We start from the raw sequence: 23,784 nt of genomic DNA, 5'->3' as shown, positions 1-23,784 counted from the left end.
CAACCCGGAGCCGTCGCACATCCCACCACCCGGAGCCGTCGCGCACCACACACACCGGAGCCGTCGCACACCCGACAACCCGGAGCCGTCGCACACCCCACAACCCGTAGCCGTCGCACATCTCACAACCGACAGCTGTCGCCCGTGCTCCTTCCGCGCCCCTCATACGTCCCCTCGCGCCCTGCCGGGCAGCGGCTGCGGCGGCGATAGTGGCCGTTCCGTCGGGGTCCGGGAGGTCATGGTGGGGAAGAGACAGGAGGCCGCCGAACCCGTGGTGTCGGCGTCGGAGAGGCTGCTGTTCGGCGGGCCGCTGCGGTACGACATGGGCTGGAACCAGCACGCGGACGCTTTCCTGACGCTGAGCTTCCGGGCGATGACGACCCGGCTGCCCGGCATGCTGGCGTCCAGTCTCCGGCTGGCCCGGCAGGCCGACGCACGGGCCGCCCGGGTGCTGCTGGCCGCCGAGGTGGGCCGTGGCGTGGCCCAGGCGGTGAGCCTGCTGGCCGTGAACACCGCGCTCGGCAAGCTGCTCAGCGGCCCCGACATCGCCCAGCGGCTGCGTTCGGCCGCTCCGGCCCTCGCCGTGCTGGCCGTCGTGATGCTGGTCGCGGCGCTGCTGCGGGCCGCCTCCACCTACGCCACCGGACGGCTGGAGCCCAAGGTGGAGCGGGTGGCGACCGAGCTGTACCTGGAGCGGGCGGCCAACGTCGAGCTGGCCGCGATCGAGGACCACGCCTTCCACAAACTGCTGGACACGGCCCAGTACGGCGCCCGGTCGGCCCGGCACATGATCGGCTACAGCGCCCGGGTGATCAACGCGATGATCTCGCTGGTGGCCGCGGCGAGCGTGCTCACCGTGCTGCATCCGGCGCTGATGCCCCTGCTGGTCACCATGACCCTCCCCAGCGCCTGGAGCGCGCTGACCAACGCCCGGCGCCGCTACGAGTCCTTCCACACCTGGGTGCAGCACGCGCGGGCCGGCCAGCTGATCAGCAGCCTGCTCACCGAGCCGGCCGCCGCGCCCGAGATCCGGGTGCACGGGGTGGGTCCGTTCCTGCTGCGCCACTTCCGGTCCATGTCGGAGACCGCGGAGGCGGAGCAGGCCCGGCTGGCCCGGCTGGCCGCGCGGACCGGACTGATCGCGGCGGCCTGGACGGGCCTGGCGACCCTAGCGACGTACGCGACACTGGGCGCGCTGCTGCTGGCCGGCGCGATGGCCCTGTCGGTGGCGGGTACGGCGGTGATCGCGATCCGTACGGGTGCGGCGAACCTGGACACGCTGGTGCTGGAGATCAACCAGCTGCACGAGGAGGCCCTGTTCGTGGGCGATCTGCAGCGGATGTACGCCGCGGCGGCCGAGCGGGCCATCCCGGTGGGCGGGGAGCCGCTGCCGGACCACCCGAAGGAGATCCGCTTCGAGAACGTCACCTTCAGCTACCCGCATGACGAGTACCCGGCCGACGAGCGGCCGGCCGGCCGGCACCCGACCCACCAATCCCCCACCGACCAGTCCCCGACCCGTCAATCCCCCACCGCCCAGCACCCGACCGACCAACACCCCATCGACCAGCACCCCACCGACCAGCACCCGGGCGGCAGCCCACCCCGCCCCGCCCTCGACAACGTCACCCTCTCCCTCCCCCTCGGCCGGATCATCGCGCTCGTCGGCGAGAACGGCTCGGGCAAGACCACCCTGGTCAAGCTGCTCGCGGGGCTGTACACGCCGGACCGGGGCCGGATCCTGTGGGACGGGGTCGACGCCGCGCGCGCGGACCGGCGGCTGCTCGCGGAGCGCATCGCGATGGTGGCCCAGGACTTCAAGCGGTGGCCGTTCACCGCGCGGGTGAACGTGGCCGTCGGCCGCTCCGCCGCACCGATGACCGAGGAGCGGCTGGCCGCGTCGATCGCCGAGGCGGGGGCCGAGGAGGTGGTCGCGGATCTGCCGCGCGGCCTGGACACGCTGCTGGCCCGGAACTTCAGCGGCGGGCACGAGCTGTCCGGCGGCCAGTGGCAGCGGCTCGGCATCGCCCGGGCGGCCTACCGGCGCGGGAGCATCCTGATCGTGGACGAACCGACGGCGGCGCTGGACGCGCGGGCCGAGCTGGAGGTGTTCGAGAAGATCCGGGCGCTGGCGGGCGGCGGGCAGACGGTCGTGCTCATCACCCACCGGCTGGCCTCGGTCCGGCACGCCGATCTGGTGCACGTGCTGGAGCACGGAAAGCTGGTGGAGTCCGGCACTCCGGAGGAACTGCTGGCCAGGGGCGGCGTCTACGCCGACCTGTACACGCTCCAGGCGCAGCAGTTCACCACGCGGGTGCCGGCCCCGAGACCGGCCTGACCCCGCGGACCGGCCTCGGCGCAGCGAACCGGCTCACTCGACGGACTCGCCGCCGCGGACGATCACCAGGAACGTGTCCGTCGCGAGGTCCATGACGACCTCCGCGGGCAGGCCTTCCAGACGCCGCGCGTGCGCGAACTCCTCCGCGGGCCAGGATCCGCGCGGACCTCCGGCGGAAAAGCGTTCGAGCACCGTTCGCCCGTTCACCATCTCGCACCTCCAGAAAGCGTCGTTCGTAGAGGAGTTAACGCTCTGGAGAGGGGAAAGGCCTCGCTCGGTGACGCGACTGAGACATTGCCGACACCAGGTCGGCGCGGACGGTGAGGGTCCGTTCACCTTGTGACACGAACCGCACCCTCCGTATCACTGACGGCACCGCACGTGTCAGGAGTCGTACTCGTCGTGCAGGCGGAGCCGGTCGCTGCCCGCGGGGCTGGGGCCGAGCGCGGTCAGGTCGAGCAGGGCCGAGGTGGTGCCCAGCCGGTCCAGCCCATCGTCGTACACCGAGTAGGTGTGGAAGACCCGGTCGTGGTCGCGCAGGAAGCAGCTGAGGCCCGGGCGCTCGACCAGGTCGCCGCCCGAGTCGACGGTGGCCTCGAAGTCGTGGTTGAAGTCGCTGTGCGCCGAGGAGTACCAGGGCACCGCCCAGCCCATGCGCGCCTTGAACGGCAGGATCCGGGTGAACGGCGCCCGGGAGACGGCCGCGAAGGAGGTGTTCCGGGCGCGCAGATGGGAGAGGTGGCCGATCTGGTCGAGGAAGGCCGCACAGCACGGGCAGCCGGTCTCCCACTCCGGGGCGAACATGAAGTGGTGGACGACGAGCTGGGTCCGCCCCTCGAACAGGTCGAGCAGGGTGGCCTTGCCGTCGCCGCCCTCGAAGACGTACTCCGGGTCGACCTCGACCATGGGCAGCCGCCGGCGCTCGGCACCCAGGACCTCCCGCGCTCTTCTGACCGCCTCCTCCTTGCGCAGCAACTCCTCGCGCGCCGCGCGCCACTGCTCGCGCGAGACGATCTCCGGAAGCGACATGGGTCCTCCTGTCCGACGGTCGGTTCGGGGTGATGACCGTCGGCGTGCGCGGAACTCATCGCAGGGCGTGGAGATTTTTTCCTGGCCGCTCAAAGCGAGGCCGTCAGCGGGAGCTCAGGTGTCGTACTCCTGGACACGCCGCCCGTGGTCGCGCGCGGTCAGCGCGGGCAGCCGGGCCGTCAGTTCCCGTACGACCGCGGGCACGTCGAGGGTGAGGAGTCGGCGGTCCCGCATCAGCACGCGGCCGTCCACGACGGTGGTGCGGACGTCGGCGGCGCGGGCGCTGTGCACGAGGGTGGCGGCGAGGTCGTGGACCGGCTGGGTGTGCGGGCCGGTGAGGTCGACCAGGACGATGTCGGCGCACCGGCCGGGCGCGAGGGTGCCGATCCGGTCCCCGAGGCCGACCGCGCGGGCGCTCTGCCGGGTGGCGTGGTGCAGGGACTGGCGGGACGTCAGCCAGCGCGGGTCGCCCTCGGTGGACTTCTGGATCAGGGACGTCAGCGCCATCGCCTCCCATACGTCGAGGGAGTTGTTGGAGGCGGCGCCGTCCGTGGCGAGGCCGACCGGGACGCCGGCGGCGCGCAGGGCCCGTACCGGAGTGGTCGTCGGCCAGGCGAACTTGAGGTAGCCGCGGGGCGCGGTGGCCACGGCCGTACGGCCGCCCGTGCGCGCCAGCAACGGCAGGTCCCGCTCCACGATGCCGGTGCCGTGGGCGATGAGCAGGTCGGTGTCGAGGAGTCCGGTGCGGTCCAGGACCTCGATGGGGGTGCGGCCGTACCGGGCGAGGCTGGTGTCGGTCTGGTCGCGGTTCTCGGCAGCGTGGATGTGGACGGGCAGGCCGTGCGCGCGGGCGAGTTCGGCGGTGACGGTGAGGTCGGCGTCGGTGACGGTGTAGGGGGCGTGCGGGGCGAGGGCGGTGGTGATGCGGCCGTCGGCGGCGCCGCGCCGGCGGAGCGCGAACTCCAGTGCCGCCTCCCGCGCTCCGGGGCCCTGGCTGGAGAAGTAGGTTTCGCCGAGGTGGGCGCGCAGTCCGCACTCGGTGACGACGTCGGCGACCGTGTCCATGTGGAAGTAGTGGTCGGCGAAGCAGGTCACCCCGCCCCGGATCATCTCGGCGCAGGCGAGCCGCGCCCCCAGCTCCACGTCCCGCTCGGTGAGATTGCTCTCGACGGGCCAGACGACGTCGTTGAACCACTCCTCGGTCGGCAGGTCCTCGGCGAGCCCGCGCAGTGCCGTCATCGGCGCGTGCGTATGGCAGTTGATCAGCCCGGGCAGCGCCACCTGGCCGCGTGCCTCGATCCGCGTCACGGCCGGTACGTCCCGGGCGGCGGCGGCCGTCGTCACCGCGTCGATCACCCGGTCACGGACGACGATCGCGGCGTCCTCGCGGAACCCGATCCGTTCCCCCTCCTCGGGGTCGTCGTGCTCTTCGTGCACGAGGACCGTGCAGCCGGTGACGACCAGGTCGGCGGGAGAGGCGCTCAGGGGTCCGACGGCACTCATGAGCCCAACGTACGGCCCCCTCGCACCGTGAGGTGAGCCGAACCGCGCATCCGGTCCCGCGGCGCCCCCGCCGGCCGCGGCCGTCTTCCCGGCCCTGCTGCGGCCGGCGCGGTGGGACGATTCGCGCGGAACGACGCGACACGCCCGGTTCGGACCACGCCCCGGTGTGGATGAGCGGGTCGCCCGGCCACCGGGGGGGGGCGCGGCTAAGCGGCGGCGGGCAGCGGCACCCGCATCCCCCGCTGCTCCAGTTCCCCCAGCGCCTCGCGCAGTTGGGCGAGGTGCCGCGGGGTGAGCCGGCCGGTGTCGTCGAGGTGCACGGCGCAGGCCGTGGTGGTGTCCACGAGCCGTTCCAGCACCTCGGCGACGGCGTCCGTGCCCGCCGTGTGCCGGGCGAGGGCGGGCAGTTCGGCGGCGGAGAGCGCGATGGCGGTGCGGGCCTCGGCCAGGGCGCGATAGGCCTCGCGGCGCAGTGCCCACCGCTCGGCGCGGTCACCGGACTCGCCGAGGACGTGCAGGAGATAGGCGTGCGCGGCGCCGCCGGCCGCCGTGAGCCGGGCCCGGACCCCGCCGCCCCGCTCCCCCGGCATCGGCAGATGCCCCACGACCAGGACGAGCGCGCAGGCCAGCAGGGTCTCGCCGATCCGGCTGACCGAGGCCTGCGGCTCCCCGCCGGCCATGACCAGGGCGAGGACGAGGACGGTGACGACGGCGGTGAGCGCGGCGAAGTGCCGGGTGGCGACCGGTATGACGGCGCCGCACACCGCCACCAGCGCGATCAGGCCCGCCGGGCGGGGCAGCAGCGCGGCGAAGCCGGCGAAGACCAGGGCGCCGAGCACGGTCCCGGCGGCCCGGCACAGTACGCGCGAGGCGAGCGGGCCGAGGTCGGGCTTGACGAGGAAGACGGCGGTGGCGGGCAGCCAGTACCAGTGCGTGTGCGGCCCGTACCAGCGGGTCTGGTGCAGGGCCTGGGCGATGGCGGCGCTGGCGCCGAAGCAGAGGGCGACGCGCAGCCCGTACTCGCGCCCGCCGGCGCCGAGCGCGGCCCGCAGCGCGTGCCGGACGTCCCGGCGCCGGCCGAGCAGTCCGCGCTGGGCGCCCTCACCGCCGTCGAAGGCCTCGGCGGCGCGCAGCAGGGCGTCGTCCAGGGCTCGCAGGGCGGGGACCATCGGGGTGGCGCCGCGGGAGCGCAGCCGGGCGTGCGGGAGGTGCGGCGCGGGCAGCGGGCCGGTGCCGGTGTCGCCGCGCACGGCGGCGGCGAGCCGCCGGGGCCCCTCCGCCGCCCGCGCCGGCACGGGCTCCCCGGCCCAGTACAGGGCGGTGGCGGCCTCGGCGAGGGGCAGGGCCGCCGCGAACCGGGCGTGCAGCCGGCGCTCGGCGGCCGAGCCGGCGTGACGGCGCAGCCGGGGCCCGGCGAGGGCGTCCTGGGCGTGGTCGAGCGCGGCGGTGAGCGCGGCCCGCCGGGCGGTGGCGTGCTCCCCGCCCACGGCGGCGACGAGCGCGCCGATCGCGTCGTAGACGTCGGCGACCGCCTGCCGCTCCCCGTCGAACCGGAAGTCCCCGGCGAGTGAGCCCGGGGTGGGCAGGGCGAGCCGCAGCACCAGCAGCCAGCCGGCACCGGCCAGGAAGGCCACGGCCCGCTGCCAGCCGCTCTCGGCGGCGGGCATGCCGGCGCCGATGGCCGCGGCGACGAGCAGCTGGGTACCGGCGGCGGAGGCGACGGGCCCGACCGCGCTGATGCCGCCGGCGACCAGTCCCAGCGCGGTGAGCGCCAGCGTCAGCGGTACGGCGGCCAGTCCCTGCCCGGCGTACGTCCCCACGAGCACCCCCAGCGCCCCGGCCGCCGCGGGCACCCCGAGCCGCTTCACGGAGGCCCGCCGGCTGCCGGGCCGGTCGTTGATCCCGGCGAGCATCGCGCCGATGGCGGCGAGCACCCCGGAGGCGGTCTGCCCGCCGAGCATCCCGGCCAGCAGCAACGGCCCGGCGGCCAGCGCACCCCGGCACACCGCACTCCAGGGAACGGGACCGCGCTGAGCACGGAAGGCATGGGCGAGCCAGAGGGGTACGGCGGGCCGGGACACAGGGCTCCTGTTCATACGAGGGCGGGGTGGGCCTTCGGACGACGGTGGCCGGTGGATGTGCTTCCACGGTAGATCGCGTTCCCCCGGCAAACGGGACGATCACGTTTCGCCCGTGTGAAAGCTGCCGGAACGGCCGTTTTCTTTATGAACGCAACGCGCTGGTGATGATCTCCTCGGCTTCGGTCACGGCGGCGGTGAGGGCCTCGGGCTCGGGCCGCAGGGCGCCCACGACCGCGTCGATCCCGCGCAGCCCGGCCCGCTCCAGCAGTCGTTTCTCGTTCGTCACCCATGCGCCGCGGGCCGCGAGGACGGCGTGGGCGGACTGGGTGGCGGCTGTGGCGAGGGCTCCGGCGGTTTCGGTGAGGCGGGCGTGCGGGGCGTGGTGGGCCTTGGCGTAGGAGAGGGTGGCGCGGGCGGTGCCGGACCAGCGGTCGAAGGCGGTGCGGCGGAGTTCTCGCGGGTAGGCGGCCGGGCGCGGGAGGTCGCCGCGCAGGACCTGGTTCAGCGCCAGTTCGGCCACGATCAGGTAGGTGGGGATGCCGGCCAGGTGGAACAGCAGCGGCTCCACCCGGAAGCGGCCCTCCTCCGCCTCGGCCAGCTCGTGCTCGACGACGTCCAGGTCCCGGTAGTGCACGTCGACCCGGCGGCCGTCGATCGTCAGCCAGGCTCCGCCGTTGAAGACACCGCCGCCCCAGCCGCCGATGTCGGAGACCTCGCCCGGCCAGCCGAGGGCGCGCAGGCCGGCCGGGTCGAAGGGGCCGCGGTAGTAGACGGCCAGGTCCCAGTCGCTGTCCGGGCGGTGGGTGCCCTCGGCGCGGGAACCGCCGAGGGCCACGGCCCGGACGGTGGGCAGGGCGGCCAGGCGGTCGGCGGTGGCGGCGAGGAAGTCGGCGTCCGAAGACTGGGTGCCGGAAGACTGGGTGCCGGAAGACTGGGTGTCGGAAGACTGGGTGTCGGAAGACTCAGGCATGCGCTCAGCCTGGCGCGGCCACCCCGAAGTCCGCTCCTGAAATTCCGGCGAGCCCCTCCGTGATCCGCAGCAACGGCTCGCGCAGGGCCGCGAGTCCGCGTCGCATCTCCTCGGCCTCCGGCCAGGCCAGCTCGTGGTCGAGGGGCGGGACGTCGGCCGGGCGGCGCGCCTCGTACGCGGCGAGCCGGGGATGCCAGGTGGTGGTGAAGGGCCGGAGGGCGTCGTTGATCAGGGCGTAGGCGAGGCTCTCCACGGTGACGGAGCCCGCGGGCGCGCCCTGTTCCAGGCGGATGCTGTAGGTGTGCGGCGTGGCGCGGGTGAAGTCGATGAGCGCCTTCAGCGACGACAGCGCCTCGCGCAGGCTGCCGGTGCCCGGGGCCAGTTCCTGTACGCCGATCCGGGTGACCAGCTCGACCTGGAGATCGAAGGCCGCCATCCGCTCCCGCCGACGGCGAGCGCTGGTACCTCCATCCGGTCACCCTGCACGCCTGGCACCTCGTCGGCGGCGACGCGGCGCTGGCCGAGGCGGCCGGCGGGCACCCGCTCGCCCTGTCCCTGCTCGGCCGCGCGCTCCGGGCCGGACACCGCGCCCCCGACCTGTACGACCGGCTGCACGCCCGGGGCGGCTCCCTGCTGGACACCCTCGCCGGGGACGACGTCACGGCAGCCGTCGTCCATGACGTGGACACCGCGGACGCGGCCGACGTACTGCGCTGCGCGGCCGCCCCGCACCCGCTGCCGGTGACCGCCGACGACGTGGCCCGGGTGCTGGCCGCCGTCGACCGGGTGCCGCCGGTCGTGGCGGGACGCAGGGCGGGCAACGGCATCGCGGAGCTGCGCACGCGCAGACTGCTGACACCGGCGACGGACATCCCGGAACCGGGCACGCGGGGCTCGCTGGCGACGGCCAACGGGCCCGGCGCACGCCGGTTCGCGCGCGTGGACGTCGTCCAGCGGCCCCAGGTCGACGGGGGGTGCCGATGCGGTCGTACGCACGGCTGCGCAGGTGAAGACGGTGTGGCTGAGGGGGTGCGGCGCGGCCATCGCGGCGATGGTCCGCAGGTGCGCCCGCTCCCGGGTGCCGGGGTCCACGGCGTCGGCGGGGTGAGCGACCTGATCGACCTGCCGGCGCCGCGCTCCCCCGGCCTGGGCCGCGGAGTGGGGCCCCGCAGGCCAGAGGGGTCCTGACAGGGCTGACGGTGGTGACGCGGGCGAAGGCGCCTGACCGCGCTCGGTTGCCGGTGGCCGCCTGACGCCCGCCCGGCCCGTTAATTCAGGTGCGCGGGGGCCGAGGAGGTCCGATGATCGGCAGGCCCGCCCGCCGACCCTTCCAGGAGCCGCCCTCATGATCCGGCGTGTCACCGCCCCCGCTCTCTTCCCTCCGCCGACCTACTCCCACGCCTCCGTCGTCGAGGCCGGCACGAAGCTCGCGTTCCTCGCCGGGGCGGTGCCGCTCGACGAGCACGGGACGCTCGTCGGCCCCGGCGACCCCGTGCGGCAGGCCGAGCGGGTGGTCGCCAATCTCCAGGAGCAACTGCGGGTGGTCGGCAGCGACTTGGCGCACGTGGTGGCGACGGACGTGTACGTCGTGAGCAGCGAGCCCTCGGTGCTCTCCGCGGTGTGGGAAGTCGTGGAGGCCTCGGGGCTGAGCGCGGGTCCGCACTCCTCCACGCTGCTCGGCGTGGCGTGTCTCGGATACACCGGTCAGCTGGTGGAGATCACAGCCACCGCCGTGGTGCCGGAGCGGACGGGTGGGGACCGATGACGGAAACAGCCGTACTCCGCCGTGCCGGGGCGGCGGACGCCCTCGCCGTCGCCGACGTCTATCTGCGCTCCTTCACCGCCGCGCTGCCGACGGTCGTCCGGCCGCACACCGACGACGAGGTCCGGGCGTACTTCCGGGAGGTCGTGGTGCCGTACCAGGAGGCCTGGGTGGCGGAGGCGCCCGGGGCCGGGGTGGTCGGGCTGATGGTCCTGGACGGGGAGGAGCTGTCCCAGCTGTACCTGGACCCCGAGTGGCGTGGGCGGAGCATCGGGGACCGGTTCGTCGCGCTCGCGAAGGAGCGCAGCCCCCAGGGCCTCGCCCTGTGGACCTTCCAGGTCAACGAGCCCGCCCACCGCTTCTACGAACGGCACGGCTTCACCGCGGTCGAGTTCACCGACGGCAGCGGCAACGAGGAGCGGGAGCCGGACGTCCGGTACGTCTGGCGCCCATGAGCCGGCCGCAGCCGAGCCGTCGGCGCGGGCTCACGTCGCCGGCCGCCGCCGACGGCCGACGACGACGGCGGCGGCGCAGTCGCGGGCCACGCCCGCGGTCTCCAGGCTGTCCTCCGTCAGGCCGGGGCACCCGCGCCGCGGCACCCGTGCGGATCGGAACCGGCTGACGTGACCGGGCGGAGGCCGACACCGGCGTCGGCGCCGGCTGAGGGATCTCGGCTTCCGGTCTACGGCAGCCCGGCCGCCTCCGCCGCCGTGCGCAGCACCTCGCGGAGCATGTCGGCGGTGAGCCGGCCGGTGAAGGTGTTGCGCTGGCTGACGTGGAAACAGCCGAAGAGGTCCAGGCCGTCGAGGGCGACCCGCGTGCCGTGGGCGAAGGCCGGGCGGGGTCGGGGCACGGTCCAGCCCGCCTCCGCGAACGCGGGCAGCGCGGCCTGCCAGCCGAAGGCACCGAGCACGACCGCGGCCCGCAGTGTCGGCCGGAGCAGCGCCAGTTCCTGGACCAGCCAGGGGCGGCAGGTGTCACGCTCACCCGGGGTGGGCTTGTTGGCCGGCGGCGCACAGTGCACGGGCGCCGTGACCCGCACGCCGTACAGCTCCAGTCCGTCATCGGCGGCGACGGAGGTGGGCTGCGAGGCGAGCCCCACGTCGTACAGCGCCTGATACAGCACGTCTCCCGAACGGTCGCCGGTGAACATACGGCCGGTGCGGTTGCCTCCGTGCGCGGCCGGGGCCAGCCCGATGATCACCAGCCGGGCGTCGGCCGGGCCGAATCCGGGCACCGGCCTGCCCCAGTACGTCCAGTCGGCGAACGCGGCCCGCTTGGTACGGGCCACCTCCTCACGCCACTCGACCAACCGGGGGCAGGCCCGGCAGCCGGCGACACGCCGATCCAGCCGGGCGAGGGCACTGCTGTCGTCCATACGGCCACGGTATGCCCCGGGACCAGTCGACCCCCGTGCCGGAGCGGCTGGTGCGGGTGCCGCGAAAACGCTTCCGGGTCGGCGGGCCCGGGGCGTTAAGGTCGGGGCATGGCTTCCGAGGATGCGGACGAGAACGTGGACCGTGGGACCGGCGAGGGGACCGGCACGCCGGGTGGAACCAGCCCCGCCGCCGACCAGCCGCGCGACCCCGAGATCGCCGCCGCGGTGGCCGCTGCCGAGGCCGCCGGGCCCGCCAACGGCGAGACCGTCCGCATCGACAGCTGGATCTGGGCCGTCCGCCTGATCAAGACCCGCTCCCTCGGCGCCGCCGCCTGCCGGGGCGGGCATGTGCACGTGAACGGCGAGCGGGTGAAGCCCGCCTACTCCGTGCGCATCGGCGACGAGGTACGGCTCCGGCACGAGGGCCGGGAACGCGTCGTGATCGTCAAGCGCCTGATCCGCAAGCGGGTCGGCGCGCCCGTGGCCGTCCAGTGCTACATCGACAACTCCCCTCCGCCCCCGCCGCGCGAGGCCGTCGCCCCCATCGGTCTGCGCGACCGCGGTACCGGCCGCCCCACCAAGCGGGACCGCCGCGAACTGGAACGCCTCCGCAGCCTCACCGGCCCCGGCACCCCCACGGGCTTCGCCGGCCTCCCCGGCTTCAGCGGCCTGAGCGGCCCGAGCCGCCCGAGCGGCCCCAGCGCCTCGGCCGGCCGGGGCGGACCTGGCGGGTCCGGTGAGTCCGGCGGCCGTGGCGGGTCCGGTGAATCCGGCGGCCGTGGTGGACGCGGTGGCCGGGCGTCCGGTGGCTCGGGTGGCCGCGGTGGCTCGGGGGGTCACGGTGGCTCCGGGGCCGGTGGCTCCAGTGGTTCCGGTGGGCGATCCCGCGGGCGGTGAGCCGACGGGGCCTGCCCGCCACAGGCGGCGTCTCGAGGGGGCACGGTGGCCCTTCCCGCCCCCGCCCCGCCCCGCCCCGCCCCGGAGGCCAACCCACCCGCCCCCACCCATCGGCTCGCGGCGCCGAAAGGGCGCCGAAGGGGCACCCCGTGTCTTCGGCAACGCCCGCCGCTGCTGCCGTCGGTCGGGCTCCCCCAACCCGACCGGCTGCAGCGGCAGTGAACCGGCGTGGGTGTCACCGTCGGCTCAGTAGCCGCAGCAGGTCTCCGTTGTGGGCTCGGCGGGTCCAGGCGATCAGGGCCAGGGGGGCGATCAGGATCAGCGGGGTCGCCGCGTTCTGGCCGTCGAACGCGGTGAGCTGGACGATGAACGCCCCCACCATGAGCGCGCCGAGAGCGGTCGCCGCCACGGACTGCAGCACCGGGACCAACAGCGCGATCGCACCGGCGAGTTCCAGCGCACCGATGGCGTACATGGCCCCGCTGCCCCAGCCGATCCTGTCGAAGGACTCGACCGCCGTCGGGTGCGCTATGAGCTTGGGCAGGGCGCTCGCGACGCCGTAGAACAGGGCGAGCAGCACCTGCACCGTCCGCAGGGCGACCCGGGCTCCGCGCGTCCGACCGGTGAGCGGGCCGGGGGAGGCCGTGGACGTCGCCGTGGAGCCGGCGGGGGCGGTGCTCTCGGACATGAGGTCTCCTGGTGTGGCGGTCCCGGTTGCTTTCACCGAGATAGACCGGCCGGAGGCCGAGAACTCATCGCCGTCCGTCGGCACGATGGGAGCGAGCGCGTGCTCCTACGCCGTCGGTACCGCCCTCACCCACATCCCGTCCGGTGTCAGATACGCGTCCACCTCCAGTCCCGCTTCCGCCAGCGCCGACTCGAACTGCTCCTTCGTCAGGGGTCTGGTCAGGAACGTCTGGGTCCAGACCGCGTCCGGGAACACATACTCCGCGTGGACCGAGTTCACCCCCTCCCCGGCCGGCTCCACCGAGGCGATCCGCACGGTGAAGCCGCTCGGGTCCACCCGCTCCCTGGGCACGTTGGTGTGATAGTCCGGGCCCTCCCGCTGGATGAGCACGCAGCCGCCGTCCGCGACATGCCGGACGCACGTGCGCAGCAGGCCCCTGCGCACCTCCTCGTCCCCGGCGTGCACCAGGAACGACGCGAGCATCACCACGTCGAACTTCTCGCCCAGGTCGAGGTTTTCGATGGGGCCGCATATCGTGCGCGCTCCGCGGACCCGGGCCAGCATCTCGGCGGACTCGTCCACCGCCGTGACCGTGAAGCCGCGTTCCAGCAGGGGGTGGGTCACCCGGCCCACGCCGCTGCCCAGTTCCAGGATGTGCGCCCCGGCCGGTACCGCCGCGGCGATGATGTCCGGTTCGTCGCCCACCGGCAGCCGTGCGTACAGCTCGACCGCGCAGCCGTCCGGGGTGATCGCACCGGGTCCCGTGCCCCCGTATCCCTCACGCATTTCGACCGTCATGCCCGATCAACGGACCGCCGTAGCACGCCCGTTCCCCTCCAGCCCCGGTTCACTCGTTCGAGTCATTTCCCGGGCAGCGGGAACCATCCGTGGCCGATGTACCAGTGACCGCCCGCCCGCAGGTGGTCGCCGATGGCCCGCTCCACGGACGTGCGCCGCGGCAGCTCCGCGACCAGCAGGTCCGGGTCCCCGAAGACGAACCGGACCGGTTCGGTGTCGGCCGGTTCCGTGTCCGACAGGGCGACACGGAAGCGCCCCTGGAAACGGAGGATGTTGGAGTCGGCGTCCAGGTATTCCTTGAGCTGGGGGTCGAGCAGCCAGGAGTGGCAGGCGGCGAACCCGAACCGCTCCCCCGGATAGTGGCGGGCGAAGAAGTCCCGGGCCAGCGCGAGGGACCGGTCGCAGGCGGCCGGGGTGAGCGGGCCGAGGAAGTCGGGGATGTGCAGGGTCAGACAGAGCGCGCCCGGCCCCACCCCGAGCCCCGCCCGCGCGAGGGCGGCCCCGGTCCGCTGCCCGAGCCGCCTCCGCTCGAACTGCAGCCGCCCCAGCTGGTACAGCTCGCCGCAGAAGTGACGGGTGAGCCACCGCGGAGCCTTGACGCCCGCCCGGCCGTACCGCCTGCGGTGCGCGGCCATGTTCCGCCCCAGGTCGGCGAGGGTACGCCGGGAGACATCGGCCGGGATGCCACGTTCACGGTGGTACGCGCGCGTGTACGGCAGCGTCGCGACGAACACGTACACGGAGAAGCAGCGCTGCAGAGGGCCCGATGCCCAGTCCAGCTCGGGCGGGTCGACCTCGCCGCCGCCGAGCCGGCCCATTCCGTCGACCAGCTCCCCGACCGACGCCTCCAGGAGCTGCCGCAGCTCCGGGTCGTCCGTCACCCGCCGGCGCATCCGTACGAGGTCGTTGATGTCCTCGTGAGGTACTCCAAGGTCGAGCAGGACCTCGGCCAGCTCATCGGTGTCCGGCAGCACATGGCCCCCAGGGAAGAGTACGTTGTGAGAGAGGAGTCGTGATCCGGATGCGTACGGGCAGTGAACCGGCGACCGCGCGCAGTGCACTGCGGGCCCGGTTCTGGCTGAGCGTGTGGGGGCTGGTCTGGGCGGCCTTCGGCACGGTGGCGTTCGCGCTGGTGGGCCGCCCCGGCTGGGCGGCGGCTTGCGGGGTGTTGTGGCTGCTGGTCACCGTCGACATGGCCGTGATCCTCCGGCACATCCGGCAGGGCCCGCACTACCAGCCGGGCCGGGACGTACCGCCGTACCGCCCGCCGGATGACGGACCGCCGTTCCCGGGGCCGCAAAGGCACCGTCATCCGTGACCGCCGAGGCACCGTCGTCCATAACCGGCGAGGCACCGTCATCCGTGACCACCGAGGCACCGTCATCCGTGACCGGCGCGAGCGTCCGCCTCGCACCGCCGGCCGACGGCATCGGCCGCGTCCTCCACGGCAGGCCGCGTATCCGGCCGCGTGTCCACCCGCGGCGCACCGACCGGCAGCATCCGCCGCGCCCTCCGTGACCGGCCGCCCGCGCGCCGGCCCCAGCCGGCAGAAGGCCGTGCCTCAGCGGCAGCCGGGGCGCCCCGCATGCCGTACGCATCCGCCGTCCGATCGACAGCCCGGACACCATGCCACCACCCCCCAGCACACCCATTGGCCGGCTCCTACCCGGAAGCCGCGCCGTCAGGCGTCGAAGCGTGCCGCCTTCAGATACTCCGGGTTCGGGTCGAGTGCCGCCGCCAGTCGGAAGTGGCGTCTGGCCTGCTCGGGGCGGCCTTGGCGCTCGTAGGTGCGGGCCAGCGCGAAGTGGGCGAACGCGTTGTCCGGCTCGCGCTCCAGCACGATGGTGAACTCCAGCTCGGCGGGCCGCAGTTGCGCCGCGGCGAAGAAGGCGCGGGCGCGCAGCAGCCGGGCGGCGGTGTTCTCGGGGTGCGCGGCGATGACTCCGTCGAGCAGTTTCACCGCGCCCCGCGGGTCCCGTGCGTTGAGCAGTTGCTCAGCCGCACGGAAGTCGATGACATGCGTTTCCGGCGTACGTCCGGTGGAACCGCTGGTCTCGGGCACGGCTGAGTCCTTCCCTTGCTCCAGCGGTTCAACGCCCCGGACGCGGCAGCTATTCCGCGCCCGCGCTGCCCTGCCGTGCCCGGCGTGCGAGGTCGTCCCACACCTCGGCGACGCGTTTCCTCAGCGCGTCCAGGGGTACGTCGTTGTCGATCACGATGTCCGCGATCTCCCGGCGCTGCTCGCGGGACGCCTGCGCGGCCATGCGCGCGCTTGCGTCCTCCTCGGTCATCCCGCGCAGCCGCACCAGCCGGTCGAGCTGGGTCTCGGGGCTCGCGTCCACGACGATCACGACGTCGTAGAGGGGTGCGAGACCGTTCTCCGTGAGCAGGGGCACGTCGTGGACGACCACGGCGTCCTCGGGCGCGGCGCTCTCCAGCTCGCGGGATCGTGCACCCACCAGGGGGTGCACGATCGAGTTGAGCACCGCGAGCTTCTCGGGGTCGGTGAAGACGATCGAACCGAGCCGGGGCCGGTCCAGGCTGCCGTCGGCGGCGAGAACGTCCGCTCCGAAGGCGTCGACCACGGCCGCGAGCCCGGGCGTGCCGGGCGCCACGACCTCGCGCGCGATGCGGTCCGCGTCGATCAGCACCGCCCCGTGCTCCACGAGCAGCCGCGACACCTCGCTCTTGCCGGCGCCGATCCCGCCGGTCAGGCCCACTGTCAGCATGAGCGGAAGCTTAGGCCCTGGCTCTGCCGGCGGAACCGGGGGAGGTCAGTTGTCGCCCTCCCGTTCCGCCAGGAAGCGCTCGAACTCGCGCCCGATCTCGTCGGCCGACGGGATCTCCACGGGCTCGGCGAGCATGTTGCCCCGCGTCTCGGCGCCGGCCGCGGCGTCGTACTGGTGCTCGAGGCCCTGGACGAGCGCGGTCAGCTCCTCGTCGCCCTCCTGGATCTGCCGGTCGATCTCGGTCTGGGTGCGGTGCGCGTCGGTGCGCAGGGAGTGGGCGACGCCGGGCAGGACCAGGCCGGTGGCGGCGGTGATGGCCTCCAGGACGGTCAGGGCGGCGTCCGGGTACGGGGAACGGGCGATGTAGTGCGGGACGTGTGCGGCGACGCCCAGCACGTCGTGCCCGGCTTCCATGAGGCGGTACTCGACCAGCGACTCGGCACTGCCGGGCACCTGTGCCTCCTCGAAGGGGCTGCGGTGGCCGGGGACGAGGTCGGTGCGGTTGCCGTGCGGGGTCAGGCCCACGGGACGGGTGTGCGGGACGCCCATGGGGATGCCGTGGAAGTTCACGGAGAGGCGCACGCCGAGCCGCTCCACTATCTGCCGCACCGCCGCCGCGAAGCGTTCCCACTCCACGTCCGGCTCGGGACCGGACAGCAGCAGGAAGGGGGCACCGGTGGTGTCCTGGACGAGGCGGACCTCGATGGCCGGAGTCTCGTAGTCGGTCCAGCGGTCCCGCTTGAAGGTCAGCAGGGGCCTGCGGGCCCGGTAGTCCACGAGCCGGTCGTGGTCGAACCGGGCCACGACCTGGTGGGGCAGTGAGTCGAGCAGCCGGTCGACGATCTGGTCGCCGGTCTCACCCGCGTCGATGTATCCGTCGAAGTGGTAGAGCATGACAAGGCCGGCCGACTCCTGGGCGAGCGCCATGTCGACCACGGCGAGGCCCTTCGGCTCCCATGCGTACAAACCCTGCGGATCAAGCACTGTGACCGCTCCTCCTCGTGTTCCTCATGGACAACGCGCCCTGGAACAGCGGAATTCCCGCGACACGCCGCTGATCAGCGATCTCTTACCGGCACATCGTGACGACCCGTCACCTGGCCCGTTCCGTAGCCCGGAATCCGTACCCGGAAAACACCGAGGGGCCGTACCTCGAAAGGTACGGCCCCTCAGAGCCTGCTATCGGCTAGGCCTCAGCGGCAACGATCAGCTCTGGCCGCCGGCCAGCTTCTCGCGCAGCGCGGCCAGCGCCTCGTCCGAGGCCAGGGCACCGGAGGTGTCCGCACCCTCGGAGGAGTACGAACCGCCACCCGCGGCCGGAGCCGCACCGGCGGCGTCGCCACCCTCGGCAGCGGCCTGGGCGTCCGCCTCGCGGGACTTGATGACCTGCTGCTGGTGCTGCTCGAAGCGGGCCTGCGCCTCGGCGTACTGGCGCTCCCACTCCTCGCGCTGCTTCTCGTAGCCCGGCAGCCAGTCGTTGGTCTCCGGGTCGAAGCCCTCGGGGTAGATGTAGTTGCCCTGGTCGTCGTAGGACGCGGCCATGCCGTACAGGGTCGGGTCGAACTCGACCGCCGTCGGGTCGGCACCGAAGGACTCGTTGGCCTGCTTCAGCGAGAGGCTGATGCGGCGACGCTCGAGGTCGATGTCGATGACCTTGACGAAGATCTCGTCGTTGACCTGGACGACCTGCTCCGGGATCTCCACGTGGCGCTCGGCCAGCTCGGAGATGTGGACCAGACCCTCGATGCCCTCGTCCACGCGGACGAACGCACCGAACGGAACCAGCTTCGTGACCTTGCCGGGCACGACCTGGCCGATCTGGTGGGTGCGGGCGAACTGCTGCCACGGGTCTTCCTGGGTCGCCTTCAGCGACAGGGAGACGCGCTCGCGGTCCATGTCGACGTCGAGGACCTCGACGGTGACCTCCTGGCCGACCTCGACAACCTCGGACGGGTGGTCGATGTGCTTCCAGGACAGCTCGGAGACGTGGACCAGACCGTCGACGCCACCCAGGTCCACGAAGGCACCGAAGTTGACGATCGAGGAGACCACACCGGAGCGGACCTGACCCTTCTGGAGGGTCGTGAGGAACGTCTGGCGGACCTCGGACTGGGTCTGCTCCAGCCAGGCACGGCGGGACAGGACCACGTTGTTGCGGTTCTTGTCCAGCTCGATGATCTTGGCCTCGAGCTCCTTGCCCACGTAGGGCTGGAGGTCGCGGACGCGGCGCATCTCGACCAGCGAGGCCGGGAGGAAGCCACGGAGGCCGATGTCGAGGATGAGACCACCCTTGACGACCTCGATGACGGTACCGGTGACGATCCCGTCCTCTTCCTTGATCTTCTCGATGGTGCCCCAGGCACGCTCGTACTGGGCGCGCTTCTTCGAGAGGATCAGGCGGCCTTCCTTGTCCTCCTTCTGGAGGACCAGGGCCTCGATCTCGTCACCGACGGCGACGACCTCGTTGGGGTCGACGTCGTGCTTGATCGAGAGCTCGCGGCTCGGGATAACGCCTTCGGTCTTGTAACCGATGTCGAGCAGGACCTCGTCCCGGTCGACCTTCACGATGACGCCGTCGACGATGTCGCCGTCGTTGAAGTACTTGATCGTCTCGTCGATCGCGGCGAGGAAGGCTTCCTCGTTACCGATGTCGTTGACCGCTACCTGCGGGGTGGTGGCGGTGGTCTCGGTGCTGCTCGTCATGTGGGAAAGGGCTCCGGTACGGACATTGAAGTCGTAGGTACTGCTTACGCCGGGAGCCCGTTTCGCTCTGCAGAAGCCGGACAGCCAAGGAAGCGCCTCACCAGACACTGGTGATGGCGCCTCGACAACCGAGGGGACATACAACAGATGCGAGCGCAGCCTGCTACGTCTGAGGTGCGCAGGCCCGCAGCGCAACTTGTAGCATACGGGGGCGGCCGGACATGGTCAATGCGCGAAGGCGCACACCCGGGGCGGATCGCCGCATTCCCGGCAGAAGAAACGTCCCAACAGGCCACGCGGGCCCATGGGATCCCCTTCGTGCGGGTCCCGGCGGGCTGGACGGAAGAGTACGACGAGGGAGCCGATCATCCAAGAGCCGGAAGCGTACGGCCCGGAGGGGTCCGAGGGGTTCGAACCGGAGGCCACCCGGCGCGACGCGGACGTCACGGAGAGCGCACGGGCGAACCGGGGCTGGTGGGACCGCAACGCGGACGAGTACCAGACCGAGCACGGCACGTTCCTCGGCGACGACCGCTTCGTGTGGGGCCCCGAGGGGCTGGACGAGGTGGAGGCGGAGCTGCTCGGCCCGGCCGAGGAGCTGAAGGGCAAGGAGATCCTGGAGATCGGCGCGGGCGCGGCGCAGTGCGCGCGCTGGCTGGCCGCCCAGGGCGCGCGGCCGGTGGCGCTGGACCTCTCGCACCGCCAGCTGCAGCACGCGCTGCGGATCGGCGGATCGTTTCCGCTGGTCTGTGCCGACGCCGGCGCGCTGCCGTTCGCGGACGGCTCCTTCGACCTGGCGTGCTCCGCGTACGGGGCGCTGCCGTTCGTGGCCGATCCGCGGCTGGTGCTGCGCGAGGTGCGCCGGGTGCTCCGGCCGGGCGGCCGGTTCGTGTTCTCGGTGACGCATCCGATCCGCTGGGCGTTCCCGGACGAGCCGGGTCCGGAGGGGCTGTCGGTCTCCTCGTCGTACTTCGACCGCACGCCGTACGTCGAGCAGGACGAGGAGGGCCGCGCGGTGTACGTGGAGCACCACAGGACGCTCGGCGACCGGGTGCGGGACATCGTGGCCTCGGGTTTCCGGCTGGTGGACCTGGTGGAACCGGAGTGGCCGGCCTGGAACACCGCGGAGTGGGGCGGCTGGTCGCCCCTGCGCGGAAACCTGATCCCGGGCACGGCGATCTTCGTCTGCGACAGGGACTGAGGCCCGCCTGCCGGGCACGCGCGCGGGGAGGCCGTTCTCGCCCTCGTACGACACTGGGGGCGTGATCCGTTACGACGCCCTGGACGCGCTGCCCGTGCGCTCCGCCCTGCCCGCTCTGACCGACGCCCTGGAGGGTGACGGCACCGCCGTCCTGGTGGCGCCGCCCGGTACCGGCAAGACGACGCTGGTGCCGCTGGTGCTGGCGGGGCTCGTCGGGGGCGGTCCCGCGCGGCGGGTCGTGGTGGCCGAGCCGCGGCGGATCGCGGTGCGGGCGGCGGCCCGGCGCATGGCGTGGCTGCTGGGCGAGCGGCCCGGCGAGAGCGTCGGCTTCACCGTGCGCGGCGAGCGGTCCGTGGGGCGGCACACGCGCGTCGAGGTCGTGACGACCGGTGTCCTGCTGCAACGGCTCCAGCGCGACCAGGAGCTGGCCGGGGTGGACGCGGTCGTCCTCGACGAGTGTCACGAGCGGCATCTGGACGCGGACACGGTGGCCGCGTTCCTGTGGGACGTACGGCAGGCGCTGCGGCCGGAGCTGCGGCTGGTGGCCGCGTCGGCGACCACGGACGCCGAGGGGTGGGCGCGGCTGCTCGGCGGGGCGCCGGTGGTGGAGGCGGCCGGTGTGGCCCATCCGGTGCAGGTGGTGTGGGCCCCTCCGGCGCGTCCGGTACGGCCGCCGCACGGGATGCGGGTGGATCCGGCGCTGCTGGCGCATGTGGCGTCGGTGGTGCGGCGGGCGCTGGCCGAGCGGGACGGGGACGTGCTGTGCTTCCTGCCCGGCGTGGGCGAGATCGCGCGCGTGGCGGGTCTGCTGGGGGATCTCGGTGACGTGGAGGTGCTCCAGGTGCACGGGCGGGCACCGGCCGCCGTGCAGGACGCGGTGCTGGCGCCCGGAACGCGGCGCCGGGTGGTGCTGGCGACGTCCGTGGCGGAGTCGTCGCTGACCGTGCCCGGGGTACGGGTGGTGGTCGACTCCGGGCTGGCGCGGGAGCCGCGGGTGGATCACGCGCGCGGGCTGAGCGGGCTGACGACCGTACGGGCGTCGCGGGCGGCCGGGCGGCAGCGGGCGGGGCGGGCCGGGCGTGAGGCGCCGGGGACGGTGTACCGGTGCTGGGCGGAGGCCGAGGACGGCCGTCTGCCGGCTTTTCCCGCGCCGGAGATCAAGGTGGCCGACCTGACCGCGTTCGCCCTCCAGGCGGCGTGCTGGGGCGATCCGGACGCCTCCGGGCTGGCCCTGCTGGATCCGCCGCCGGGTGGGGCGATGGCGGCGGCGCGCTCCGCGCTGACCGCGGTGGGGGCGGTGGACTCGGTCGGGCGGGCGACGGAGGTCGGGGGGCGGTTGGCCCGGCTCGGGGTGCACCCCCGGCTGGGGCGGGCGTTGCTCGACACGTCCGGTGCGGGGGCCTCGGTCGTCGCCCTGCTCTCCGAGGAGGTGCCGCGGGAGTACGGCGACGATCTCGCCGGTGCGTTGCGTCGTGCGCGGCGTGGGGGTGACGCCTACGGGGCGCGGTGGGCCGCGGAGGTACGGCGGCTGCGGGCCGCGGCCGCCCCGACGGAGTTCTCCCCTCCGCGCGCCGACGACCGTCGGACAGAAGGGACCGTCGACGCCGGACCAGGCACCGGAGGCGACAAGTCGGCCGCCCCCGGGGCCGGGCCTGGCGGGAATGACCTGCTCGCCGGGCGCGGCACGGGGCCTGCCGGGAACGACCGCCTCGCGCGCCTCGTCGCCGGGTCCGGCGGAGACGACAGGCTCGCCGGGCTCGTCGCCGCTCTCGCGTTTCCCGAGCGGGTCGCCAAGCTGGACGGTGGGTCGTACCTCATGGCGTCCGGGACGCGGGCCGAGCTGTCCGAGGGGTCGGCGCTGCGGGGGGCTGCCTGGATCGTCGTCGCCGTCGCCGACCGGCCCACGGGGAAGGGGCACGCGCGTGTGCGGCTCGGGGCGGCCGTGGACGAGGAGGTGGCGCGGGTCGCCGCCGGGGCGCTGCTCGCCGAGCGGGACGAGGTGCACTGGGCCGGCGGGGACGTCGTGGCCCGGCACGTCGAGCGGCTCGGGGCGATCGAGCTGGCCGTACAGCCGCTGAAGGAGGCCGATCCCGCCCTCGTACGGGCCGCCCTGCTCGACGGGTTGCGGGAGGACGGGCTCGGGCTGCTGCGCTGGTCGCCGGAGGCTGAGGGACTGCGGCAGCGGCTGGCGTTCCTGCGGGCGCACCTCGGGGAGCCGTGGCCGGACGTGTCGGACGATGCGCTGCACGCGCGCGTGGACGAATGGCTGGAGCCGGAGCTGGGCAGGGCCCGGCGGCGGGCCGATCTGGCCCGGATCGACGCCGGGCAGGCGCTCGCGCGGCTGCTGCCCTGGGCGAGCGGGGAGGCGGGCCGGCTGGACGAGCTGGCGCCCGAGCGGATCACCGTGCCGAGCGGGTCCAGGGTGCGGATCGACTACCGGGATCCCGAGCGGCCGGTCCTCGCGGTGAAGCTGCAGGAGATGTTCGGGCTGCGGGAGACGCCGGCCGTCGCGGGCGTGCCGCTGCTCGTGCATCTGCTCTCGCCCGCCGGGCGGCCCGCCGCCGTCACGGCCGACCTGGCCTCCTTCTGGCAGGACGGTTACCGGGGTGTCCGGGCCGAGCTGCGCGGGCGTTATCCGAAGCATCCGTGGCCGGAGGATCCGGCGACCGCCGAGCCCACGCGGCACACCAACGCGCGGCTCAGGCGCTGACCGGTGCGGGCTCCTCCGTCCGCGGGGGCGCGGGCTCCTGGGGGCGGCGGGCGCGGGCCTCCAGCCAGAGGGCGAGGGCGAGGAGCAGCGCGCCGAGGCCGAGGGAGCCCCAGGGGACGTAGGAGGTGAGAGCCAGGACGAGGGTGCGGTTGTGCTTGACCAGGGCGACCGTGTGGTCGATGTAGTCCTCGCGCATCTTCACGTGCCCGGCGAACGCGGTGACCTTGGCGCGCTCGCCGAGGAGGGTGCCGCCGCGCAGTTCCTCCCGGTGGATCTCCTCGCCGTAGACGGGTGCGCCGGTGACGGGCTCGACCCAGAACCTGCGGACCGTGGTGTACCAGCGGGTGGTGCCGGTCCTGGCGACCGACTCCGGGGTGATGCCCCGGACGGGCATCGTCCTGGGCATGGGGACCTTGGTCCAGGGGACGGTCTGCTCGAAGCAGTAGACGGTCAGGCCGCGGAAGGTGCGGGTGCCCCGGTAGTGGATGGGGCTGGTGGTGCGGGTCTGCGCGTCGAAGTACGCGTAGTCCCGTTTCTGCGTCAGGAAGGGCCACTTGAACTCGATGCCCTCGCGCCTGACCGGGTCGCCGTCGACCATCTCGCCGGTGGCGTGGACGGGGTCCTGGCTGTGGGCGTCGAAGATGTAGCGTTCGGGCACCTTGGAGACCATCTTGCCGTCGGGGCCCTGGACGTAGGAGAGGCTGTCCCAGACGACGACCGGCCGTCCCGCCGTCTTCTCGATCTTCTCGGCGGCCTCCACGTTGCCTTTGAGGGTCTGCACGATGGTGACCTTGGGGACCTTTTTCGCGCGCATGGTGCCGTAGTCGAGGAGGGTGGCGTTCCGGGCCTCCAGGACCATGTCCTGGTACTGGTTCGCGGGCATCCGGGCCAGGCGCGGGAAGGCGTACCAGCGCAGCAGCGGGGACAGCGCCGCGCAGAACACGGCGCAGGCGAGCAGGACCAGGCTTGCCTTGCGGCGCATTCCGGCCTCCCTCCC

23 protein-coding genes are annotated in these 23,784 nt (G+C 73.6%); 8 read left to right on the top strand and 15 right to left on the bottom strand.

The window, feature by feature from the left end:
- Positions 1 to 238: 238 nt before the first annotated feature.
- Positions 239 to 2,338: an ABC transporter ATP-binding protein gene (locus tag ACZ4U1_RS29475; RefSeq protein WP_467907192.1), complete on the top strand. Its 2,100-nt coding sequence runs from the start codon at positions 239 to 241 to the stop codon at positions 2,336 to 2,338.
- 33 nt (positions 2,339 to 2,371) lie between these two features.
- Here the strand turns inward: ACZ4U1_RS29475 and ACZ4U1_RS29470 are convergent, their stop codons facing one another.
- The 6 genes from ACZ4U1_RS29470 to ACZ4U1_RS29445 form a co-directional block, all read right to left on the bottom strand.
- The gene (locus ACZ4U1_RS29470; protein WP_467907191.1) at positions 2,372 to 2,548 is read right to left on the bottom strand and encodes a hypothetical protein; all 177 of its coding nucleotides are present in this window, start codon (positions 2,546 to 2,548) and stop codon (positions 2,372 to 2,374) included.
- Positions 2,549 to 2,722: 174 nt separating this feature from the next.
- On the bottom strand, positions 2,723 to 3,367 hold the full coding sequence (locus ACZ4U1_RS29465) for a DUF899 domain-containing protein (RefSeq protein ID WP_467907190.1): 645 nt from the start codon (positions 3,365 to 3,367) through the stop codon (positions 2,723 to 2,725).
- A gap of 114 nt (positions 3,368 to 3,481) precedes the next feature.
- Positions 3,482 to 4,870 carry an amidohydrolase gene (locus ACZ4U1_RS29460; RefSeq protein ID WP_467907189.1) on the bottom strand — a complete coding sequence of 463 codons (1,389 nt, stop codon included), beginning with the start codon at positions 4,868 to 4,870 and terminating at the stop codon, positions 3,482 to 3,484.
- 206 nt (positions 4,871 to 5,076) lie between these two features.
- Positions 5,077 to 6,966 (bottom strand): FUSC family protein, encoded by a 1,890-nt coding sequence (locus tag ACZ4U1_RS29455; RefSeq protein WP_467907188.1) that lies wholly within the window; start codon positions 6,964 to 6,966, stop codon positions 5,077 to 5,079.
- 127 nt (positions 6,967 to 7,093) lie between these two features.
- Positions 7,094 to 7,921, bottom strand: a complete 828-nt coding sequence (locus ACZ4U1_RS29450; protein ID WP_467907187.1) for a nucleotidyltransferase domain-containing protein — start codon at positions 7,919 to 7,921, stop codon at positions 7,094 to 7,096.
- A 4-nt stretch (positions 7,922 to 7,925) separates the two neighbouring features.
- Positions 7,926 to 8,357, bottom strand: coding sequence for a hypothetical protein (locus tag ACZ4U1_RS29445; protein WP_467907186.1), 432 nt, complete (start codon positions 8,355 to 8,357; stop codon positions 7,926 to 7,928).
- 245 nt (positions 8,358 to 8,602) lie between these two features.
- On the opposite strand from ACZ4U1_RS29445, the gene ACZ4U1_RS29440 reads away from it, so the two are divergent.
- The 3 genes from ACZ4U1_RS29440 to ACZ4U1_RS29430 all read left to right on the top strand — a co-directional run bounded on the left by ACZ4U1_RS29440 (position 8,603) and on the right by ACZ4U1_RS29430 (position 10,138).
- Positions 8,603 to 9,109 carry a hypothetical protein gene (locus ACZ4U1_RS29440; protein ID WP_467907185.1) on the top strand — a complete coding sequence of 169 codons (507 nt, stop codon included), beginning with the start codon at positions 8,603 to 8,605 and terminating at the stop codon, positions 9,107 to 9,109.
- A gap of 157 nt (positions 9,110 to 9,266) precedes the next feature.
- The gene (locus ACZ4U1_RS29435) at positions 9,267 to 9,686 is read left to right on the top strand and encodes a RidA family protein (RefSeq protein WP_467907184.1); all 420 of its coding nucleotides are present in this window, start codon (positions 9,267 to 9,269) and stop codon (positions 9,684 to 9,686) included.
- A complete protein-coding gene (locus tag ACZ4U1_RS29430; protein ID WP_467907183.1) occupies positions 9,683 to 10,138 on the top strand; it encodes a GNAT family N-acetyltransferase in 456 nt (151 codons plus the stop codon). Before ACZ4U1_RS29435 ends, ACZ4U1_RS29430 begins: the two co-directional genes overlap by 4 nt.
- A gap of 227 nt (positions 10,139 to 10,365) precedes the next feature.
- Here ACZ4U1_RS29430 and ACZ4U1_RS29425 read toward each other — a convergent pair whose 3' ends face one another.
- Complete coding sequence (locus ACZ4U1_RS29425) at positions 10,366 to 11,061, bottom strand: uracil-DNA glycosylase (protein ID WP_467907182.1); 696 nt, start codon at positions 11,059 to 11,061, stop codon at positions 10,366 to 10,368.
- Between the two features lie 108 nt (positions 11,062 to 11,169).
- Between ACZ4U1_RS29425 and ACZ4U1_RS29420 the strand changes: the two genes are divergently transcribed.
- The gene (locus tag ACZ4U1_RS29420) at positions 11,170 to 11,958 is read left to right on the top strand and encodes an RNA-binding S4 domain-containing protein (RefSeq protein ID WP_467907181.1); all 789 of its coding nucleotides are present in this window, start codon (positions 11,170 to 11,172) and stop codon (positions 11,956 to 11,958) included.
- A gap of 235 nt (positions 11,959 to 12,193) precedes the next feature.
- Here the strand turns inward: ACZ4U1_RS29420 and ACZ4U1_RS29415 are convergent, their stop codons facing one another.
- The 3 genes from ACZ4U1_RS29415 to ACZ4U1_RS29405 all read right to left on the bottom strand — a co-directional run bounded on the left by ACZ4U1_RS29415 (position 12,194) and on the right by ACZ4U1_RS29405 (position 14,418).
- A complete protein-coding gene (locus ACZ4U1_RS29415) occupies positions 12,194 to 12,646 on the bottom strand; it encodes a DoxX family protein (RefSeq protein WP_467907180.1) in 453 nt (150 codons plus the stop codon).
- Positions 12,647 to 12,751: 105 nt separating this feature from the next.
- On the bottom strand, positions 12,752 to 13,444 hold the full coding sequence (locus ACZ4U1_RS29410; RefSeq protein ID WP_467907179.1) for a class I SAM-dependent methyltransferase: 693 nt from the start codon (positions 13,442 to 13,444) through the stop codon (positions 12,752 to 12,754).
- A 62-nt stretch (positions 13,445 to 13,506) separates the two neighbouring features.
- Positions 13,507 to 14,418, bottom strand: coding sequence for an acyltransferase domain-containing protein (locus ACZ4U1_RS29405; RefSeq protein ID WP_467907178.1), 912 nt, complete (start codon positions 14,416 to 14,418; stop codon positions 13,507 to 13,509).
- A gap of 47 nt (positions 14,419 to 14,465) precedes the next feature.
- Here ACZ4U1_RS29405 and ACZ4U1_RS29400 point away from each other — a divergent pair, with 47 nt between their 5' ends.
- The gene (locus ACZ4U1_RS29400) at positions 14,466 to 14,762 is read left to right on the top strand and encodes a DUF6343 family protein (protein WP_467907177.1); all 297 of its coding nucleotides are present in this window, start codon (positions 14,466 to 14,468) and stop codon (positions 14,760 to 14,762) included.
- Positions 14,763 to 15,125: 363 nt separating this feature from the next.
- Here ACZ4U1_RS29400 and ACZ4U1_RS29395 read toward each other — a convergent pair whose 3' ends face one another.
- The 4 genes from ACZ4U1_RS29395 to rpsA all read right to left on the bottom strand — a co-directional run bounded on the left by ACZ4U1_RS29395 (position 15,126) and on the right by rpsA (position 18,876).
- On the bottom strand, positions 15,126 to 15,506 hold the full coding sequence (locus ACZ4U1_RS29395) for a tetratricopeptide repeat protein (protein WP_467907176.1): 381 nt from the start codon (positions 15,504 to 15,506) through the stop codon (positions 15,126 to 15,128).
- Positions 15,507 to 15,555: 49 nt separating this feature from the next.
- Entirely contained in the window at positions 15,556 to 16,173 is a 618-nt protein-coding gene (gene coaE, locus ACZ4U1_RS29390; RefSeq protein ID WP_467907175.1) for a dephospho-CoA kinase, read from the bottom strand.
- A 45-nt stretch (positions 16,174 to 16,218) separates the two neighbouring features.
- A complete protein-coding gene (locus ACZ4U1_RS29385; protein ID WP_467907174.1) occupies positions 16,219 to 17,157 on the bottom strand; it encodes a PAC2 family protein in 939 nt (312 codons plus the stop codon).
- Between the two features lie 222 nt (positions 17,158 to 17,379).
- A complete protein-coding gene (gene rpsA, locus ACZ4U1_RS29380; protein WP_467907173.1) occupies positions 17,380 to 18,876 on the bottom strand; it encodes a 30S ribosomal protein S1 in 1,497 nt (498 codons plus the stop codon).
- Positions 18,877 to 19,180: 304 nt separating this feature from the next.
- On the opposite strand from rpsA, the gene ACZ4U1_RS29375 reads away from it, so the two are divergent.
- Together ACZ4U1_RS29375 and ACZ4U1_RS29370 are read left to right on the top strand one after the other, a co-directional pair.
- Positions 19,181 to 20,077 carry a class I SAM-dependent methyltransferase gene (locus ACZ4U1_RS29375; RefSeq protein WP_467907172.1) on the top strand — a complete coding sequence of 299 codons (897 nt, stop codon included), beginning with the start codon at positions 19,181 to 19,183 and terminating at the stop codon, positions 20,075 to 20,077.
- A 61-nt stretch (positions 20,078 to 20,138) separates the two neighbouring features.
- On the top strand, positions 20,139 to 22,787 hold the full coding sequence (locus ACZ4U1_RS29370) for an ATP-dependent RNA helicase (protein ID WP_467907171.1): 2,649 nt from the start codon (positions 20,139 to 20,141) through the stop codon (positions 22,785 to 22,787).
- Here the strand turns inward: ACZ4U1_RS29370 and pgfA are convergent.
- Positions 22,777 to 23,769, bottom strand: coding sequence for a cell envelope lipid trafficking protein PgfA (pgfA, locus tag ACZ4U1_RS29365; RefSeq protein WP_467907170.1), 993 nt, complete (start codon positions 23,767 to 23,769; stop codon positions 22,777 to 22,779). The two genes, ACZ4U1_RS29370 and pgfA, sit on opposite strands and share 11 nt — an antisense overlap.
- Positions 23,770 to 23,784: the final 15 nt, after the last annotated feature.

The organism is Streptomyces sp. NPDC028928, assembly GCF_055564915.1.
Note: the sequence above shows the minus strand (reverse complement) of the source record. Positions and strands in the feature narration are given on the sequence as shown.